Origin of the sequence: Ascidiimonas meishanensis, from assembly GCF_037782385.1 — a bacterium.
GTDB lineage: Bacteria > Bacteroidota > Bacteroidia > Flavobacteriales > Flavobacteriaceae > Ascidiimonas > Ascidiimonas meishanensis.
Genome location: NZ_JBBEXD010000004.1, coordinates 499,503 through 519,169, shown reverse-complemented (window position 1 = coordinate 519,169; position 19,667 = coordinate 499,503). Strand labels below are relative to the sequence as shown.

Here is a 19,667-nt window from a genome sequence, read left to right as displayed (position 1 = left end):
TTTGCTAAAAATAAGTAAATAATTACCAGGTTCACATAAGAACATGTTACCACAAATATAAAACTACCTAACCATATCATATTTAATCCATTAAACATACCGTAGTATGAAGTCAATAATCAGTACCTCATTTATCCTAATTCTTTTTTTCTTTTTTGGATGTTCAAAAGATGACAATACAACCAGCCTTAGTACAAACCTTCCTAAACTCAAGAATATTGTACATATTTCCCCAAGAGATACGGTTCATGAGAGTTTTTATTACAATGAAGAAGGCATACTTCAGATTATTGAAAACTTTCAGGGCAGACCACATTATGGTATACATATATTAGAATATTCCAATAAAAGGTTGGGAAGATATGGTAGCAACTACATTAGCTACAATTCCTTAGGACAAATTCAAAACATCCAATATTTTATAAATTATAATAATCCTGAAAGGCTATTAATATCAACAAAGAAATATCAGTATTATAGTGACGGAAAAATTTCAGGTATAAAACAGTTTTATTCAGATGAATACCTTGCGTTAATTCCGCAAGATGAACGCCCATCTAATGAAGAAGAGGAATTTCTTTATTACTGGGAGAATAATAATATAAAAAAGATGGAATATCATTTAAATGGAGCTTTCTATTCAGAACATACTTATAAGTATGATAATTCTATAAATTACAAAGTAAGTTTTCCTATATCTTTAAAAATAGGTGCTGAGCTAAGCGAGAATAACGTTATTTCAACTAGTACAAGATTTGCTAATGGAGGTATAGACCCAATTTGTTTTAAGTGTCCTAGTATTCTGGAATATGATGAGCAAGGGCGTGTATTTAAAATAACAGAACCCAATGAGGGATTTGGAGGACCGTACCCAGAAATAAAAATAATAACCTATAAGGACTAGTATTCCCTTAGTCCAATACCAATTTCCGTAACATTCTCAAAAGATGTACTCGGAAGTATTTAACCTGAGTTCGATGTAAAAAGAACTACTTTTTCTATGGATTTTTTTCTTTTCCCCACGCCGCCCGGCTGCTTCACTAAAAACAGCTACTAGCTGTTTTCTTTGCGTTCGCCCCTGTGCGATCAAACAAAATGAAAGTAATAATCTAAAAATAAGATTGTTAGATCAAAATAGTGTAAAATTTTTGAGATTATATTTTATGGAGGTTATATCAAACTCACGTTATTTAGGTGTCGACTCTGTTGTCTTCATAAACTTTCTGAAACAGAACTTAAAACCTACCCCCGCATTAATAACTTACTTATGAGTAAGCACCCAAAGCTCAACTTCTTCTGAAGAGCGCCAATGTTGATCTCTCTTTGTTTTTTCGGAAGCAGCTTTAACAGTTTTTTTTATACACTTTTCTAATTGAAATCGCTCGCCCGTGGCTAGCTCTTTCTCTATAGGATGGTCTTTTGTCAACTGAGTAATTTGAGCTAAATTTGAGAATAAAATCACGAGCTTTCCGTCTGTTAAGAGCCTTTTTTTTGCAGCAATAAAAAAATCAGGAAATAGATTTTTAGGATAATAAATAGCTTTATCGTTACCATCCAGATCTTGCACGTCAGGGAGCCAAGGCGGATTAAAAACAATCAATTCGGTTTGCTTGTCCCACTTACCAAAGAGAGCCCCTAAATCCACTTCTATTTTTCTAGACAACTTGGTGTCTGCCATAAACTCTGTAAGTCCAACAATTGCATTAGGATTTGTGTCTGTGCCAAAAACCTTTTGAAAACCATACTTTATCATTTGAAAAGAAAGTATGCCACTCCCGCACCCCACATCTATAGCCGTTTTTTTTGGACCTTCATAACGTTTTAACCAATTGTCAAAAAGTTTTAAATGATCATACCGTGTAGGGAAATAAGTACCATAATAGGGATGTATTTTATTTCGCAATACAGGAATGGAAATCCCATTTTGATACCACTGCCAAGCACTATTGAGCCCTTGAACTTGAGGGAAAGATAATAGGAAATTGTTGGTTTCTGGATAAAGCTTCTTGAACCAACCAATAGTAGGTGCTTTTTTCACGTTTAATTCATGTGCCACAATTTCTAATAGAATAAGGTTTGAGAGTTTATGATATGCAGACCGATACGCTCTTTGCTCCTGAAAAGATTGGTTGGACATCTTTCTTTTTAAGTGTTTCTTTAATTCCTTAAGAAGTAACAACCCATTACTATAAAATGCCGTTATTAATATAGGCTTACCCGCTTCCAATAGTTTAATGGCAAAGGTAACATCTGTGGAACGATCAAATAATTCTAAGGGTTTTCCAGACACAAAAGGTACTGGTTTGTTTATAACAATATCTGTAGTCATCTATTAGTTTTGTTTTCACATAAAGAGAAAGAATCTAGCCTACTAATTCTTATAGCTTGCTAGTTCATAAAAATGCCATAAAATCAACCTTTTTGGGTGACTAACTCTTTTATGGCATGTGGATAGGCTGCATTGCGATGCTGGAATTTAAGAATATGGTCTTTTACAATGACACCTCTATTTATATTTATAGCATTTTTAATAGTCTTATTCTTATTCCAACTTTCACGACCTGCTATTACAGAGGGCACATATACTAGTAATGCGGCAGAAATAGATCTGGAAGCACTTTCCCAAAAATAACTTGGCGTATGATCTACCGCATAATAATCAATGTGATCTATTTCTAGTATCGGATTTTTAAAAGTAGTAGGTTTGGCAAAATAAAATCCCATGCCTTCATCACAACTTACATCTACAATTAAACTACCCGGTTTAAGCATAGATTTTTCATCTTCTTTTACATAATCAATTGGGTCATTTGTATCTTGATATGTTCCATTAATAATGATTTCAGATTCATTTATTAAATCTAATAATGGGCGTTCTGAACCATCATGTTCAACAACAATCAATCTAGGTTCATTCTCATTTCCTTTTCTTACCCGTACATAGTGTACATTTAAAACTTCTTCCCTTACCTCGTGATCTGGTCTTTGAATACAAATGGTGATGTCTCTAAAACCATGCGCTTTTAAGGCATAAATAGCACCTCTGCTTACAGCGCCAAAACTAAAAATAATTACCTTTCGTTGGTTTCCATAATGTCCATCTATTCCCTTTAATTGAAGTGCGTGTATAACTGCGCTATATCCTGCCATTTCATTATTCTTATAGAAGGTATGTCTTCCCATTTGTCCGTTAGGATGCCAGACATACATGTCTTCAAAAGCAATTAAAGTTAACCTTTTATTGATCGCTGTTTGTGTAATTTCCATTTGTTGAGCACAATGTGGATAGCCCCAAATAATGCCGCCCTCTTTTAGCGCTTCTAAATCTGACAGAACAGGCTTGGCAATAATTACGGAGCCAATGTTAGATAAGATCTCACTTCGTGAAGCCATACCTCCGGTTAAAGCACTTATTTCTTCATCTTTGATGTTAAAAGGTGCTCCATAGCCTTTCTCAAAAATAAGTTGTCTGCGAATAGGCTCTGGAAGTCTTTTTAAATGTGCTGGATGAATAGGCACGCGCCTTTCATCTTCTTTTTTTGAAGTTCCAATAACCCCCATTTGTAAAAGATTCATATTATTTTGAATTGAAACGAGTTGCGGAGTAATGACGTTAGCAAAACGCAAGATTAAATCGTTAATAGATACTTACTAGCAATCAGGCATTAAGTTGGCCACTAGAGTTTTATCAATCAAAAAAAGGGCTTAGAAAGGAAAGCCTCAGCAATTCGCTAAAGGTATGCGAAGGGATAAATAATACTACTACAAAGATACTTTTTTAAAATCCATTATTAAGAATAATACATAAGCAATCCAGATGGCCCCTTTTTTGTAGGATGTAAAGTGTGAAAACCATAATTTCTTATCAAAATAGAAAAGAGAGTGTCTACGAGTTACTTTTGACTAAATTTTGAGTGTACTCTATGCATTTCTTACGAAAAAATTAATGAATCTTATTTAACAGATAAGTTTATAATTTATTTTCTAGGTTTAAAACATCTGTTTAAACAATAGATTTTGTCACATCGAGCTTCGTTTATTTAGTTTGATTTTATTCAAAAACCATCAATTTTAGTTAAATTGTAGGAATAATAGGAATAAATAACTTTTTAGATGGAAAAAGCACGGAAATCAAAATAGCAAATATGCATGCCAATAAATCACAAGAAAACAAAGACCAATTAACTTCTAATGTCTTTCCTAAACATAAATTCTCTGCAGATCAGCCTTCATTTCAATTTCAAGATCATGGGGTACATGCAGTTACTCAAAGAAAACTTCAAGAGTTAGCTGATAAAAGTATGCAAACGAATCAATTAAAAAGTATACAGGAAACGGCTAACGGCCGTCTTTTCCAACAACAAGCACTCACTAGCCAAATGAAAGCTAAGGTGCATGTCAATGATAAACCTACTTTGGAGAAAGAAGCAGATGTTATGGGAGCAAAAGCAGCCACCTTAATTCAATCAAAAAGCAGTGAATTAACTTCTTCTCCTCTTAATACAGCAACAGATAAACAACCCTTACAACGTAAAATTAAAATTGTTAATGGAGCAACCTATACAGATGGAGCAGAACTTCCTGAGGAAGTAGTCAATAAAGAATCACTTGCCGGAGTATTGGGAAATGCGGGGGTTTTTGAGCTAAAATCAATACCTGATTTAGCAAAATTGGCTAATAATGAAAAAGTAGATGTTTTAACACCTGCCAAACATGTTATTGGTGAAAAACATACAGATAGTAAGTTTAATGAGATAGTTGCTGCATGGCCAGGGGTTTCACATATGGGAGAAGGTCAATATATGATTCATGAAACCGACTTGAATCTTCCTGCCCCGCCAAAACCTGTAACGGCACAAAATACGCTAGATGTTAATATGAATTCTCAGGGTTCGGCAATGTTGCCTTTAGAAAACTTTCATACAGCTGCTTATGCCAGATTGGTAGCGTATCTCGTAATTGTAAATTCTCAACAGCACGAAAAATCAGACAATTCTACACGATATATAAAAAGCAGAGCCCAAGACCTATTGAATGCAGTAAGGGCATATACCAATGTGGGCGTAGGAGCATTTCTTAGAGCAAAAGAAGATGAAAAATTTTATCATATTTGGACTCCTTACAAAAGAAATATTGAAAAGTACTATGGAAATATCTTTAACCAACTGCAAACTGCCAATGATAAAGCAGCGACTTTAACTTTGGAAAACCTGGTAGGAGGTACGTTGAATCCTGATAACATTACAAGTAAGCAGCTTACAGAGATAAGAAAAATGATTAAGGGAATAATTCCTATGATTTCTATTATTTTAAAAGAATCGGTAAAAGGAGAGGATACCCAACCAGATGTAAATACAGAATCTGCAAAAATAGATACGCATGTAAAAAACCAAGGAGATGGTCTTAGAGGAAAAGATATGCAGACTTCTCTTGACGTAGTTAACCCTTTAAGGGAGGTCTATATGAAAAAGCAAATAGCTACCTTAGCAATGCCAGGGTTGGTAAAAGTAGGCGATGCGCATTTAGCTGGTTTAATTAAAATTGGTGTGCCAAATGCTATTTACTATGCTGATTATAATAAATTTTATCAAGAAATTCAAAAACAGATTGGTGATCTTTAAAATTAATACATTTGAAGATATAAAAAACAAGTTGTCAAACAAATAACAATCAAAAATGAAATTAGGTGCTTTCTCCATTAGTCTTAGTGTTAAAAATATAAATGCTTCTAAAGAGTTTTATGAAAATCTTGGTTTTGAGGTTTTTGCAGGAGATATAGAACGCAAGTATTTAATCATGAAAAATGAAGATTCCTTAATAGGACTATTTGAAGGAATGTTTAAAAATAATATTTTAACGTTCAATCCAGGATGGGATTCAAATGCTAAAGAGTTAGATACTTTTGATGATATAAGAGAAATACAAAAGCAATTGTTAGCAAAAGGAGTAAAGCTGGATAATGAATTAGCAGATGGCAGCAAAGGTCCTGGTGGTTTTATGGTGGTAGATCCAGACGGCAATACTATTCTTATTGATCAACATGTATAGCTCAGTAAGTAATTTTGATACTTGATTTGCTCTATTAAGAATATTTAGATAAAAAATCTTTTTTGACAAACCGAGTTTTTAGGAAAGTATTTATACATCCTAAAAGACCAAGTAAATCTTAGTGTTTTATTAAATTTATTTGCGTATTCTTCAAATCATTTCGTTTCAAACCAGATACTTCATATTTTTACTCAAAAAGTGATAACACTTTACAAGTAGAATCTTAAAATTAATATCGTCTTTAAGTACCACATATTACTTTAAGTTTCATGATAAAGGGTATAACCTATAAATTTATATAGAAGTTAAGTAATATCCTAAATGAGAAAAATAATAGCAATACTCTTTATATTCAGTGTGTTTTCTTGTAGTTCTGAAGAGCCGGAGTACAGATTGATAAAAGAAACATCACAAAGAAATCCATTTATAGTGCATTCATTTCCTGCGTTTAAAGGATATTTTTATGAGGGATCTGATAAAAACTTTCACTACTTTATTGAAAAATGGAAGTTTCAACGAGACGGTTATTTCAAAATCCGTACAGATGATCTAATGATTAATGAAGCATTTATGTACGGTGATAGACAAGTGAAGGTTGATCCGTTTCAATCAACGCATACCATTGAATTTGGATATACCCAGACGTACAGGCTGTACTATACCAGTGAAAACTAATATTTCTTCTTTTAGTTGTAAGAATTCATTAAATCTAGCCTTTTTTCCTACGTATTAATACGGTAATTTTCTGATTTTTAAGGATTAAAACATTTTTTTAGGTAAATTTAAATACCACTGTTTAGCCTATAAACTATAGGAGTAATCGTTTCCTGAAATTTAGGAGTTGTATGGTGAATTTTAAGAATAGAAAATTAATCTAATTGCTTAGATCGTTATGAGTATTACCAAAATTGATAGTTTATTAATTGACAATCCAGATGGAAGTTTGAGAAATTTGGAACTGTGGTGGGGAGATGTTTCTAATATCACAGCTACTAATTCAACAGATTTTTTAGCGGTGTCTCTCTTGCCAAAGAGCACAACTTTTTGTGCCAATTCGGTGGGGGGTGCTTTACAGGCAAGAGGTTTACATATTGGATCCTTAGGTATAGATAAAGATTATACGCCGTCAATGCCTATTTCAATTTCCAAAAGTATCTCTAGTATTCCAGGAATAGCTTATAAACGAATCCTTTTTTTTCAACCTGAAATCTCAGGAATGACAACTGCACAGGCAGCACCATATCAGTGTGATTTTATTTTTAGAGCTTTAGACTGTTTTCAAAAAGGTGCTGCTACTTCTGTTACCTTGCCATTAGTAAGTTGTGGTACCTTAACCGGAGCCGGACAAGCAAATCCATCTACAATATTGCGAATGCTTTTTCACTCGGCCTGTAAATGGGGAGGTAAAGCAGATTTTCGACTTCATACGGTTAGAATAGTAATTCATTCAAATAATGCAACCTTGGCTAAAGAGTTTGCAGAAATGAAAAGTAATTATTTGAATTTATTAAATAACACGGCATACCCAGTAATGCCCAATAGTTACGGAGCGCCTTATAGTTATTATGCCGATAATACAAATACTTGGATTTCCATTAACAAAGGTAGTGGTTGGCCAAATAAAATGTCGGATGCACAAGTATTTGGAATCCACATGTATACTACCAGTTATTTTCATGCAATGAATGATAATTTGAGAAAAATAGATAAAAAACTACCATCACCAGGTGGTATAGGCTATACAGATGTAAATAACCCATATTTTAAACAACTACAACCTTTACTAGCTGTAACAAGTGCAGGACTTTTAAACCTTCCTCCATTTAGTGGAAATACATACAGAGGAATTAATAGACCTTTATGGAACCCCTTTAAGATGGGTAGCACTTTACGGATTTTATCTTATATGAGTAGCTCATCGCCCATAACACCGGTAACTAAAGCCCATGATGTAATCATTACCAGCATATCTGTTAACTCAAGGGATATTCATTACTATTCAAAAAATCCTCCAGAAAAAGAACATACTTATGATTATGGTACGCAAGAGAAAGTAAATAGCGCATTACCAGTAAGTATGCCATCTCAAATTGGTGTGAATGAAATTGATCATCATTATTGTAAATAATTGAATTAACAATTATATCATGAAAGAAATAAATTCTCAAACTATAACACAAGTAATTAATTCATATAATGAACTCTCAGAAGAAGCAAAGGCAGGACGTGAGCCGGAAGAATACCCCAGCCCGCATCCAGACTTACATCCATTCTTAGGAATGTTGGAACACTCTGGTTTCACAGAAGTATTTGACTGGGGTACTTGGATTGAATCTATAGGGGTAGACAACTTAAATAGTACTGATTATTTGGAAAAAGCAAATCTAGAAACCTTACGAAAATTAATGTCTGCACATTTGCGTATGGAAAGATTTTATGCTGGGCATATTCAAAAATTATTTACTTCAAATTATATGAATAAATTTTTCCAGAGACTTGAGACTTTTCAAAACTATAAATAATTAGATCATCTTAAATTAATTGTTCTTGCCATTTATTTTTCTCATTGATAGTATAAATAAAGACATTTTTTGCATTTAATTTTTGAAGGATTCTATAAGAAATAATAAGATTTAACGTTTTATCTTAGTAAGCTTTTAAATAAGATTAATATCGTTATTTAAGATTATAAAGAATTATAATACTTACCTAAATAAAAGGCTTTACATACCCATTTAACTTCTAAAAAATTCATACTTTAAAATTGAGCATTTTAATTCCTAATTTTTTTGATTTTTTTAGAAAAAAAATGTTAAAATTTCAATTTAACAAAGCTTAAGGCAAAATTAAATAACATTAACTATTTGTTTTTCAAATAGTTAATGTTATTTAAAATTATTTTAACGCTGTTTTCCTAGAAGATACTTCAGATTAAGTCGCTATGTATGTAGGTGACTACTTCGCGCCTATATCAGTTTAATGATATGAAAGGATTACAAAGTGTTGTTTTAATCTCCAAACCCAGTCGTGACGGGTATTCTTCCCTTAGGGGTAAACATATTTAGGAAGCACTTAATTAGTAACACGATGTTAAAAATTCATCGAATAGAATACTAATTTGATTTTAAATATAAATAGATATGAGAGTTGAAGAAAAAAATAAAGTAATCAAACGTGCATTAGATGTTTTTAAGATAAAGGGAACCCCTACTTTGAAAGAACGAGAACGGATGCTACTCTTTTCCAATATTAAAAACTTAAAGGACGCACCAGAGTATAAGATAAACCTAATAGCAAAACTTCTTGGCGAACCAGGAACTCCTATTTCTCCGGATAAAAAGACAAAAGCTTTTGCAGCCATCTTATCACCTAATATAACAATTGATAATCCAGAACAAGTTGAAAGTTCTAAACTAAATAAAAATACACTTAAAAATATCCAAAAAATTGTAGAGAATAACTATGAATTGGCAGAGTATGGCGAACAGTTTGGTATTAGTTTGGCAATATCTTCAGAAGAGAGAGACATGCTTAAAAGATTACAAAATCCAGCCGATTTACGTGATGTGAATCCTCATTTGTTAAATAAATTAGCTGCATTAATTCGTCTTGAGGAAAAAATAGTAAATGTTTTACAAGCTGTAGATAAAGTTAAACCTTGGGATCAGGAACATGATGATCAAATAGAAGTAGCTGGAGTCGAAGTTTCTGATGCACTGGATTTAAAAGAGTTTACAGTAATTAGAGGCCCAGGAAGAGAAGATGAAAAAGAAGAAGAAGCTTCTCTTGGTTTTCCAGACTTGCCAGGACAAACGGAAGATTTACCCGAGCTAGAAGAAATAGGAGAAGATCAATCCGTAAACTCAGAGACCTCTACAACAGCCGTAGAAGAAGAGATACCTACTAGTTGGTCTGGTAGAATTAAACATTTGTTTGGTATTAAAGAAGATAGAGATATTGCAAGAGCAGTTTTAGAAAGACAAAACCCAGGAAAGCCAGATTTTGTAAATTCAGAATTACGTAGATATATAGAACGAGAAGAAATTATTAACGCATTAGTTCATGAAGATATTCATGGGGCAAGAGCATTTAATATAGAGTTAGAGATTCCAGACCTTATTTATCAGAATCAATTAAAAGAATTTTTTAGCAGAGTATTACAACAGTATTCTAATTTTAGTGGGCAATCTTTAATAGACGCATATGCTAACAACCCTAAAGGATGGGTAGATTCTGATTCTATTAGAGCAAGATTGGTAATTATAGAAGCAGATAATAATATTGATAAAATTGCTAAAGCTGTATTAGAAGCAAGCCCTTTAGAACGTATTGTTATTGCAGGCCTAGATGAAGCCAAACAAGAAGTACTTAAAGGAGAATTAATAAGACAATGGGAAGCTAGAATTACTACGTTAGATCCAGAAGGATCTATAGGCTATGAAGCCAAACTAAGAGAAGCACTTGAGTTGGGTAATGAGCCAAATATTACCGATGCAATGGCGCATGCCAGTGTGAAAACGCTTATGGGACCACATGCCTTTGTAGATACAAAAGATATTTCTTTTGAAAATATGCAGAGAGGGCTTGACACCACATTTAGCACCAAGATTGACGAAATTCTTTTGTATGGAAAAGATGAGGGGCTGGCGAATGAATTACCAGTTTTAACGAAAAAATCAGGAGCAGATCAATACTTGGCTGTTAGAGCAGAAGACTTTCTTGAGGGTGAGAACGTTTCTGAATATTGGACCGCCTCTCTCACAGGAGAAGATGCCTTAGAAAGACTTACCTCTGCAAAAGGGCCTAATGAAATTTTGAGTGAAGGAGGGCATACTGTAAACCCTACATTAAATACCTTTTTTGAAGAAAAAGGAAAAGATCATGGTTTGAAGGAAGAAGATGTATCGTATTTAAAAGATATGTTTTTGTCTAATAGTTTATATCCAAATAACCTGAGTCCAAAGTTATATGCCAGTACCATCACGAAGGCACAGTCTGGTATCAACGGAAAAGGTGCGGTTGCGGTTGGTGAAGCATTGCCATGGGGGGTTGTAGGACGAATTATTGCAACCGCACAAGGAGCTCGTTTTGCAGTAAATGCGACCATGTTTGATACCGCCAATGATATCAACCAGGAGGAGCAAGAAAAAATGCTCACCTATAAAGGAATGTTTAACGATTTACTACTCCATTATTCAAAAGATAAAAGTTTAAACAAGCAAGAAGTATATGAAAAGGCAGCAGAAGATGTTTTTACAGCATATAAAACCATTGAATCAGATAAAAATATAATAGAACATAATAATGATGCAGAAACCTTAAGGTTAAGTTCTTTTATACATGCAAATAGAACAAATGTTAAAAATGAACGAGGCATAAACTTAATAAAACCGCAACCACTGAGTTTTGCATATGGCGTGGTTGCTACAGGAGTAGGTATTGCATTAGCAGTCACAGGAACAGCGGTCTCCATTGCTTTTCCAATTCTAGGTGCAGCTGTGTTTGTAGGTTTTGCAGCAACCCTTACAGCTTCTTTATTGTATCAGAGGTCTGCGAATGCGGTACACTTATCAAGATGGCATAGATTGTCTGCAAGGGCACGTACTTCTAAAAAAAACGCACAAGATGTAAGACAGAAGGAAGCAGATAAGTTCAAGCATAGTATAGAGAATGGGAAGGCACAAACACAGTCTCAAACACAAGATTTAAATTTGGGTAGAGAACAAGACCTTTCAAATGCTTCAGGTATAAATACTTCCGAAACTAAAAAGACAGAAAAGAAACGAAGTATATTTCAAAGACGCGGTTCAGCAAAAAAAGCCGCTCCCGGAAGAAAACGTTCACAATCATTTTAATTAAATAAGAGTAAGTATTAAGGAAAATTAAAAGCGGTTATTTGATAGATAGCCGCTTTTCATTTTTTTTAAGCCTTTCTTCTTTGAAAAGCTTAACTATCAAAAATAACTTTTTAAAAATTTCCAATTTTTAATTAATAATAAAGGAGCCTCTATTTTTTCCATCACTTTTGCGGTATTTTCAAATTTTGTTCTCACTTTGAGCATGATTTTTTTATCTATATGGGCTTTATTTTTTTTCAAAAACACATATGTCATTGGATCTTCTATTTTGTAAGTTTTCTGCAATTCGATGAAGCTCTGTTCAATGTTAGGAGATCTTATAATTTGTGACAGTGGTGACTAAAGAAGATATTTCTTTAATTCTAAGAATTAGAACCAATTGTATATTTAGCGGTTGTATAATAATAAACCAGTATCTAGTAATTTTAACGAAAAATAATATGGAAAAAATCCATTATATTGGAAATATTCCATAATTTTGTATCAATTCCAAGAGATAAATGAATAAAACAGTATTACATCTGGATTTAGATACATTTTATGTATCGGTGGAACGGCTCATAGATAGTCGTCTTAAAAGTCGCCCTTTATTAGTAGGGGGTACCAGTAGGAGAGGTGTAGTAGCGGCTTGTAGTTATGAAACTCGCAGTTTTGGAGTGCACTCGGGAATGCCCATGAAAATGGCAAGAGAACTATGCCCAGAAGCTGTGGTCATTAAAGGAAATGCAGGTACATATAGCAAGTATTCAGATGAGGTAACCGAAATTATAAAAGAGAAGGTGCCTCTATTTGAAAAGTCTAGTGTAGACGAGTTTTACGCAGACCTCACAGGTATGGACCGTTTTTTTGGTTGTTACCAATATGCTTCAGAATTGCGTAGTACTATTATAAAGGAAACAGGACTGCCAATTTCTTGTGGTCTTTCAGTGAATAAAGTAGTATCAAAAGTAGCTACTAATGAAGCCAAGCCTAATAATAAGTTAAAAATTGATTGTGGCTATGAAAAGCCATTTTTAGCACCTTTATCTATCAATAAAATCCCAATGGTTGGGAATAAAACATATCAGATTTTAAGAAATCTCGGTTTACGCCAGATAAAGACTATTCAAGAAATGCCTCCGGAGATGATGCATAATGTATTAGGAGTTAACGGACTCACCATCTGGGAGCGAGCCAATGGAATTGATAATACACCAATAATCCCTTTTCATGAAAGAAAATCAATTTCTACTGAGCGAACCTTTACTAAAGATACTACAGATGTAGTAAAACTAAAGGGGATTTTGCTGGCAATGACTGAGAATTTGGCGTATCAACTGCGAAGAGGCAATAAGCTTACCGCATGTGTAGCGGTAAAGATTAGGTATTCTGATTTTAATACGTATAGCAAACAACTTAAGATTCCTTATACCAGTGCAGATCATGTATTGATACCTAAAATTATAGAGTTATTTAATTCCCTATACAATCAACGGCTGTTGGTACGATTGATCGGAATCAAGTTCAGTCACCTAGTAGGAGGGAATTATCAGATTAATCTTTTTGAAGATACAGAAGAAACGTTGAATTTATACTACGCATTAGATCGTATTAGAAACAGGTATGGAGAAAGAAGTATAATAAGGGCATCTGGTATGGAAGCAGCCACTATAGGGCGTATGCAAAACCCTTTTAATGGGCAACCTCCAGTAGTACTAGCACATAGAAAACAATAATTATTTTGATAACTAAAGAATTCTCAATAATAAATATAGAATACGAGTAAGCATTTTAGGAATGAAAGTACATATAATCTATTAAAATTTTCAATAACAAAATACCCAAATTGTTAGGTGCTAAGAAGAGTATGAATACAATATAAAAATATAAAGATAGAGTTAGTTAGTCAGGGAACAGTAGTGGTATCCGGTATAAAAGAAGTATATGTTCAGAAGGCAGAAATGAATAGATACTGATTTTAACGACTCAGGAATGTCAACCAGAGTGCTATCGGATACCCGTCTGTAACCATATTACTTAAATAAATCTAAGGAGTGAATGATAGCTTGGATTTAAATAAGTAGCAAATTAAAAATTAATACCAAAAACCATATATGTATCTCAATTGCCATACCTATTATAGCATGCGTTATGGCACTTTCTCTGAAATAGCGTTGCTAGACCTTGCTAAAGAATACCATATAACACAACTGGCACTTACGGATATTAATAATACATCTGCCTGCTTGAATTTTGTGCGTAAAGCTAAAGATTACGGAGTTAAACCTATTTTAGGAATAGATTTTAGAAATGGAGCAGATGCATGTTACGTAGGGATTGCAAAAAATAATGAAGGATATAAGGAACTCAACGATTTTTTATCTTCCCATCTGCATACAGAATCTCCTTTTTCAATTCATGCTCCTGAGTTTGAAAATGCTTATGTTATTTATCCTTTTGAAAAAGCCCAGCTTCATGAATTAGAGAATTTTAAACCTAATGAGTATGTCGGTATTTCCGTAGCGGCTCTTAGGAGGCTTCCATTCTCTTTATATGCCAAAATGAAAGACAAACTGGTGGTGCTACAACCTGTCACTTTTCGGAATAAAAGAGATTTCAATGCGCATCGTTTGCTAAGAGCTATTGACACTAACACATTACTCAGTAAATTACCAGAAAGTGAGCAAGCTTCTCCCGAAGACGTGATGTTTCCTATAGTAAATTTGGCACAAGCCTTCTCTGAATATAGCTTTATTCTTGAGAATACTCAAAAATTGATGAATTCTTGCACTATTGAATTTGATTTTTCGGTAGCACGAAAACCGCAGAATTTGCAAAGCTATACCGGAAGCAAAGAAGAGGATATTTTATTACTTGATAAATTATGTTGCGAAGGTTTGCCATACAGATATCCCAAAGGAGGAAAAGCAATTACTGACCGCCTTGAGAAAGAACTTGAACTCATTAAAACTATGGATTTTGTATCCTATTTTTTAATTAATTGGGATATTATTTCTTATGCAAGACAGCAAGGATATTTTTATGTTGGCAGGGGGAGTGGCGCCAACAGTATAGTAGCCTATTTGCTTCGCATTACAGATGTAGATCCTATTGAATTGGATTTGTATTTTGAAAGATTCATTAACCTTTACCGGGCAAATCCACCAGATTTTGATATTGATTTTTCATGGAGAGACAGGCAAGATATTACGCGCTATATTTTTGAGCGTTTTAAACATGTAGCTTTGTTAGGTACGTATGTTACGTTTCAATATCGGGGAGTAGTACGTGAATTGGGAAAAGTATTTGGTCTTCCCAAAGAAGAAATTGATTTATTAGCTTCAGGAAATAGAAGTATTTCCAATTTAGATGAAGTTGCAGCTCTGGTGATCAAGTATGGAAAACTTATAGAAGGCTTTCCTAATTATATAAGTATTCATGCCGGGGGTATTTTAATAAGTGAAAAACCATTGCATTATTTTTCTGCAACAAATCTTCCCCCAAAAGGTTTTGCTACCACCCAATTTGATATGGTAATTGCTGAAGATATAGGCTTGTATAAGTTTGATATACTTGGGCAAAGAGGCCTAGCCAAAATAAAGGATGCTATGGAGATTATTGCAGAAAATTGCCCAGATGCTCAAGTTTATGATATTCATGATATTCAGAAATTTAAGAAAGATCCTATTATCAATACAATTATAAAAACAGCTCAATGCATGGGCTGTTTTTATGTAGAATCACCAGCAATGCGCATGCTTCTTAAAAAGTTGGAAGTTGATAATTATTTGGCACTGGTAGCTGCAAGTTCAATTATTAGACCTGGTGTTGCCAAAAGTGGAATGATGCGGGAATATATTTTGCGGCACAGAGATCATAGCAGGATAGAGAAGGCACATCCGGTGATGTTAGAGATCATGCCCGAAACATATGGAGTCATGGTCTATCAGGAAGATGTGATTAAAGTAGCGCATTACTTTGCTGGTTTAACTCTTGGTGAAGCCGATGTTTTGCGAAGGGGGATGAGTGGCAAATTTAGGTCTCGTGAAGAATTTCAAAAAGTAAAGGAAAAATTTAAGACTAATTGCATAGAAAAGGGATATTCAGAAGAACTTATTGATGAGATTTGGCATCAGGTTGCGAGTTTTGCCGGATATGCCTTTGCCAAAGGACATTCAGCTTCCTATGCAGTTGAAAGTTATCAAACACTGTTTTTGAAGGCCTATTTCCCTTTGGAATATATGGTATCAGTATTAAATAATGGTGGTGGATTTTATAGTCCAGAGTTTTATATTCATGAAGCACGAATGCTTGGAGCAACCATAGAACAGCCCTGTATTAATAATAGTAAGAGTGCAAACACTATAAAAGGATCGGTAATCTATTTGGGTTTTGGATATTTGAAGGAATTAGAGGAACGAGTAATTGAACGGATTTTAAAAAATCGTATAGAAAAAGGTGTTTATAAAGGTCTGGAAGATTTTATAGAGCGTATATTAATTTCTACAGAGCAAATAAGTATTTTGATACGTATAGATGCTTTTCGTTTTACAGGTGTAGGTAAATATGAATTATTATGGCAGGCATATTCTAAATTAGCTTTGCAAAATAGAAAAGAACAGTATCCAAGGCTTTTTAATCCTCCTCAACGAAATTTTAAAATACCAAGGTTAAAAACAACGCAACTTGAAGGAGCATTTGATGAAATTGAACTGCTAGGCTTCCCGTTATGCAGTCCTTTTGAATTGTTGGAAGAAGCTCCTAAAAGTAGGGTTGGAACTAAAGATTTTGAGAAGTATCTCAATCGTTACATTGATATTTACGGATATCTAATTACCGTAAAAAATACAACCACTCATACAGGTAAACGAATGCACTTTGCAACTTTAGTAGATCAATACGGAATTGTTTTTGATACTGTTTTGTTTCCTCCGGTAGCTCAGAAGTATTTTTTCCGAGGCAAGGGAATCTATCGTTTTTATGGTAAAGTGGTAGAAGAGTTTGGCTTTTTGAGTATAGAAGTTCTTAAAATGCGCAAAGAAGCGTATATACAAGATCCCAGATATTCAGATGGTCGTATTTCTAAAATGAAAAATGTATTGAAATCTTCTTATAAATAAGGCAATGTATTAATTCTGCTCCTTAAGAGTTGTCCCATGAATGGGGCAATAATTCCATTTCCCATTAAGTTGTTTATTGTCTTCAAGGCATATCTTTGGCATGATTAAAGAACTCAAAGGTAAATCATAGGTAAAGACATCTTCTTTACCCAAGTTGATTGTAAAATCATCTTCACTTAAAGGATGAAACATATACTTATTACTAGAATTTTTAGAGTCAAACACAAAAAAGTGAAAGTTCTCACCAAAATTTCCCATCATATTGGAAAAAACAGGCTTTAGCATACTCAGCAAATTTGTGAGATCTGGCGACACCTGACTTTCTTTTAATGGTTTTCTGATATCTCCATCTATAGAGGTAATAAAAATATCATTTTCCAAAGCCTGTTGAGATTCATAAGTAACCCCACCAAAAACCCCCAATTTACCTTTAACAACCGCTACAAGTGTATATTCTTTAATAATATCAATCATAGCTTGTGCTTCACTATCACTCATAGATGAGTCATCTCTAAATGATAATTCCCAAAATTCTGTAGGGATCCACCAAACAATACCAATGGCGTCTCCTTCATTTGCTTCACTCTGGGTTTCATCAATAAGATCAGCTAGTTTTGCATCTGGATTACGTTTTGTAAGCGTTTGCGCTTGTATTGTAATTGCAATGAAAGCAAAGGAACACAAAAGAATTTTTTTGAGCATAGCTATTATTTGAAAGCTTGTTGTCCGGTAATATCATGTCCGGTAATTAGTAAGTGAATATCATGTGTACCTTCGTAGGTGATCACAGATTCCAGATTCATCATGTGCCTCATAATGCTATATTCACCCGTAATTCCCATACCACCTAGTACTTGTCTAGCTTCTCTAGCAATATTGATGGCCATCTCCACATTATTTCTTTTTGCCATTGAAATTTGAGCAGTTGTGGCACGTCCTTCTTCACGCAGCACTCCTAGTCTCCATGCCAATAATTGTGCTTTAGTAATTTCCGTAAGCATCTCTGCAAGTTTCTTCTGTTGTAACTGAGTAGCAGCTATTGGCTTGTCAAATTGAATACGCTCTTTTGCATAACGTAAAGCAGTATCATAGCAATCCATAGCAGCACCAATAGCACCCCAAGCAATCCCAAAACGGGCAGAATCCAAACAACTAAGTGGCGCACCGAGTCCGCTTTTTCCTGGAATAAGATTTTCTTTAGGAATTTTTACATTATCAAAAATAAGTTCACCAGTAGCAGATGCTCTTAAAGACCATTTGTTATGAGTTTCTGGAGTAGAGAAACCTTCCATGCCTCGTTCTACAATAAGTCCGTAAATTCTTCCTTCTTCATTTTTAGCCCATACCACTGCAATATCTGCAAAGGGTGCATTAGAGATCCATAGTTTAGCACCGTTTAACAGATAGTGGTCTCCCTTATCTTTAAAATTGGTAGTCATTCCACTAGGGTTAGAACCGTGATCTGGTTCTGTAAGGCCAAAGCATCCCATTAACTCACCAGATGCAAGCTTAGAAAGGTATTTTTTTCGTTGCTCTTCGGTACCATATTTCCAAATAGGATACATCACCAAAGAGGATTGTACAGAAGCAGTAGAACGAACGCCACTATCTCCACGTTCAATTTCCTGCATAATAAGACCGTAGCTTATTTGATCTAGTCCTGCACCTCCATATTCTTCAGGAATATAAGGTCCAAATGCTCCAATTTCAGCAAGTCCTTTAATAATTTGTTTAGGGAATTCTGCACGCTGTGCATAGTCTTCTATAATGGGTGAAACTTCTCGCTTAACCCATTGGCGGGCAGCATCTCTTACAAGCTTATGTTCTTCTGTAAAAATATCGTCAAGCAGATAATAATCAGGGGCTTCAAATAAATCAGGTCTCATTTACAACATTATTTTGATGTAAAGGTACTTAATGAAATATAACAAAACAAAACACTAAAGTTACATTTTTAAATAAAAGTCTTTTGTTAGTGTTATATATTCCGTCGTGTATTGATGCCGAGAAGTTTCTAAAATTAATTCTCTTTTAGCAAGGGTATGCGATTGAAAAGAGAAAGCGATCAGACTTCTCTTAATTTCTGAATTTATAGTGCCTTTTACGCGGGTTATTTTAAAAGGGAATAAGTGTTTTTCTTGTGCAAGCATTAAAATGCGATTTTCTTCTTTAAAAGGAATAATAATAGAAAATACACCTTCTTTTGATAATAAAGATGCAACGGCTTCTAATAATGTTTCCAGGGGTAAAGATTGATTTTGTCTTGCCAAATCTCTTGCGGTATTACCCGATGCGTAATTTTCAGAATAAAAAGGCGGATTGGACACAATTAAATCATAAGCATCTTCTATTTCTTCAACAAACTCTTGTAAAGATGCATGGTAACAGAAAAGTCGGTCATTCCAAGGTGAGGCTTCAAAATTTTCAACACATTGCTCATAAGCTTCTGGGTGTATTTCAACACCGTCTATAAGTTCTGCAGATGAACGTTGCGCTAACATCAAAGAGATGAGACCTGTTCCCGCTCCAATATCCAGAATTGAGTTAGGGGAGTGATGAATAGGTGTCCAGGCACCTAGAAGAACCCCGTCTGTGCCCACTTTCATGGCACATCTGTCTTGTGCAACTGTAAACTGTTTAAATTGAAAGGGATTGGACATGT

General features: G+C 34.2%; 14 protein-coding genes. 9 read left to right on the top strand and 5 right to left on the bottom strand.

All coding sequences use genetic code 11. The annotated features are described in order from the left end of the window. The first annotated feature begins 106 nt into the window (after positions 1 to 106). Complete coding sequence (locus WBG07_RS09890; RefSeq protein WP_340200819.1) at positions 107 to 904, top strand: hypothetical protein; 798 nt, start codon at positions 107 to 109, stop codon at positions 902 to 904. 357 nt (positions 905 to 1,261) lie between these two features. On the opposite strand, the gene WBG07_RS09885 is transcribed toward WBG07_RS09890, so the two are convergent. Together WBG07_RS09885 and WBG07_RS09880 are read right to left on the bottom strand one after the other, a co-directional pair. Next, on the bottom strand, positions 1,262 to 2,329 hold the full coding sequence (locus WBG07_RS09885; protein ID WP_340200818.1) for a methyltransferase: 1,068 nt from the start codon (positions 2,327 to 2,329) through the stop codon (positions 1,262 to 1,264). A gap of 83 nt (positions 2,330 to 2,412) precedes the next feature. Then, positions 2,413 to 3,576, bottom strand: a complete 1,164-nt coding sequence (locus WBG07_RS09880; RefSeq protein ID WP_340200816.1) for a N(5)-(carboxyethyl)ornithine synthase — start codon at positions 3,574 to 3,576, stop codon at positions 2,413 to 2,415. A 569-nt stretch (positions 3,577 to 4,145) separates the two neighbouring features. On the opposite strand from WBG07_RS09880, the gene WBG07_RS09875 reads away from it, so the two are divergent. The 8 genes from WBG07_RS09875 (at position 4,146) to WBG07_RS09840 (ending at position 17,005) form a co-directional block, all read left to right on the top strand. Next, positions 4,146 to 5,621 (top strand): hypothetical protein, encoded by a 1,476-nt coding sequence (locus WBG07_RS09875; protein ID WP_340200814.1) that lies wholly within the window; start codon positions 4,146 to 4,148, stop codon positions 5,619 to 5,621. Between the two features lie 55 nt (positions 5,622 to 5,676). Further along, positions 5,677 to 6,048 carry a VOC family protein gene (locus tag WBG07_RS09870; RefSeq protein ID WP_340200812.1) on the top strand — a complete coding sequence of 124 codons (372 nt, stop codon included), beginning with the start codon at positions 5,677 to 5,679 and terminating at the stop codon, positions 6,046 to 6,048. 321 nt (positions 6,049 to 6,369) lie between these two features. Further along, complete coding sequence (locus WBG07_RS09865) at positions 6,370 to 6,723, top strand: hypothetical protein (RefSeq protein WP_340200810.1); 354 nt, start codon at positions 6,370 to 6,372, stop codon at positions 6,721 to 6,723. Positions 6,724 to 6,940: 217 nt separating this feature from the next. Beyond that, positions 6,941 to 8,176, top strand: a complete 1,236-nt coding sequence (locus tag WBG07_RS09860) for a hypothetical protein (protein ID WP_340200808.1) — start codon at positions 6,941 to 6,943, stop codon at positions 8,174 to 8,176. Between the two features lie 19 nt (positions 8,177 to 8,195). Beyond that, positions 8,196 to 8,570: a DUF6508 domain-containing protein gene (locus WBG07_RS09855; RefSeq protein ID WP_340200807.1), complete on the top strand. Its 375-nt coding sequence runs from the start codon at positions 8,196 to 8,198 to the stop codon at positions 8,568 to 8,570. 618 nt (positions 8,571 to 9,188) lie between these two features. Next, positions 9,189 to 11,903, top strand: coding sequence for a hypothetical protein (locus tag WBG07_RS09850; protein WP_340200805.1), 2,715 nt, complete (start codon positions 9,189 to 9,191; stop codon positions 11,901 to 11,903). Positions 11,904 to 12,406: 503 nt separating this feature from the next. Further along, a complete protein-coding gene (gene dinB, locus WBG07_RS09845) occupies positions 12,407 to 13,621 on the top strand; it encodes a DNA polymerase IV (protein ID WP_340200803.1) in 1,215 nt (404 codons plus the stop codon). 378 nt (positions 13,622 to 13,999) lie between these two features. After that, positions 14,000 to 17,005 (top strand): DNA polymerase III subunit alpha, encoded by a 3,006-nt coding sequence (locus WBG07_RS09840; RefSeq protein WP_340200801.1) that lies wholly within the window; start codon positions 14,000 to 14,002, stop codon positions 17,003 to 17,005. 9 nt (positions 17,006 to 17,014) lie between these two features. Here the strand turns inward: WBG07_RS09840 and WBG07_RS09835 are convergent, their stop codons facing one another. Genes WBG07_RS09835 through WBG07_RS09825 form a run of 3 tightly spaced genes read right to left on the bottom strand, consistent with a single transcriptional unit; the run spans position 17,015 to position 19,665 of the window. Next, on the bottom strand, positions 17,015 to 17,707 hold the full coding sequence (locus tag WBG07_RS09835) for a hypothetical protein (RefSeq protein WP_340200799.1): 693 nt from the start codon (positions 17,705 to 17,707) through the stop codon (positions 17,015 to 17,017). Positions 17,708 to 17,712: 5 nt separating this feature from the next. Further along, a complete protein-coding gene (locus WBG07_RS09830) occupies positions 17,713 to 18,891 on the bottom strand; it encodes an acyl-CoA dehydrogenase family protein (protein ID WP_340200797.1) in 1,179 nt (392 codons plus the stop codon). Between the two features lie 60 nt (positions 18,892 to 18,951). Then, the gene (locus WBG07_RS09825) at positions 18,952 to 19,665 is read right to left on the bottom strand and encodes a tRNA1(Val) (adenine(37)-N6)-methyltransferase (RefSeq protein WP_340200795.1); all 714 of its coding nucleotides are present in this window, start codon (positions 19,663 to 19,665) and stop codon (positions 18,952 to 18,954) included. Between the last annotated feature and the right edge of the window lie 2 nt (positions 19,666 to 19,667).

Excerpts from the sequence above, each read along its gene's own strand:
- dinB (WP_340200803.1), top strand. The coding sequence starts at position 12,407 with ATGAATAAAACAGTATTACATCTGGATTTAGATACATTTTATGTATCG.
- WBG07_RS09890 (WP_340200819.1), top strand. The coding sequence starts at position 107 with ATGAAGTCAATAATCAGTACCTCATTTATCCTAATTCTTTTTTTCTTT.
- WBG07_RS09860 (WP_340200808.1), top strand. The coding sequence starts at position 6,941 with ATGAGTATTACCAAAATTGATAGTTTATTAATTGACAATCCAGATGGA.
- WBG07_RS09870 (WP_340200812.1), top strand. The coding sequence starts at position 5,677 with ATGAAATTAGGTGCTTTCTCCATTAGTCTTAGTGTTAAAAATATAAAT.
- WBG07_RS09880 (WP_340200816.1), bottom strand. The coding sequence starts at position 3,576 with ATGAATCTTTTACAAATGGGGGTTATTGGAACTTCAAAAAAAGAAGAT.
- WBG07_RS09855 (WP_340200807.1), top strand. The coding sequence starts at position 8,196 with ATGAAAGAAATAAATTCTCAAACTATAACACAAGTAATTAATTCATAT.
- WBG07_RS09875 (WP_340200814.1), top strand. The coding sequence starts at position 4,146 with ATGCATGCCAATAAATCACAAGAAAACAAAGACCAATTAACTTCTAAT.
- WBG07_RS09825 (WP_340200795.1), bottom strand. The coding sequence starts at position 19,665 with ATGTCCAATCCCTTTCAATTTAAACAGTTTACAGTTGCACAAGACAGA.
- WBG07_RS09850 (WP_340200805.1), top strand. The coding sequence starts at position 9,189 with ATGAGAGTTGAAGAAAAAAATAAAGTAATCAAACGTGCATTAGATGTT.
- WBG07_RS09830 (WP_340200797.1), bottom strand. The coding sequence starts at position 18,891 with ATGAGACCTGATTTATTTGAAGCCCCTGATTATTATCTGCTTGACGAT.
- WBG07_RS09885 (WP_340200818.1), bottom strand. The coding sequence starts at position 2,329 with ATGACTACAGATATTGTTATAAACAAACCAGTACCTTTTGTGTCTGGA.
- WBG07_RS09840 (WP_340200801.1), top strand. The coding sequence starts at position 14,000 with ATGTATCTCAATTGCCATACCTATTATAGCATGCGTTATGGCACTTTC.
- WBG07_RS09865 (WP_340200810.1), top strand. The coding sequence starts at position 6,370 with ATGAGAAAAATAATAGCAATACTCTTTATATTCAGTGTGTTTTCTTGT.
- WBG07_RS09835 (WP_340200799.1), bottom strand. The coding sequence starts at position 17,707 with ATGCTCAAAAAAATTCTTTTGTGTTCCTTTGCTTTCATTGCAATTACA.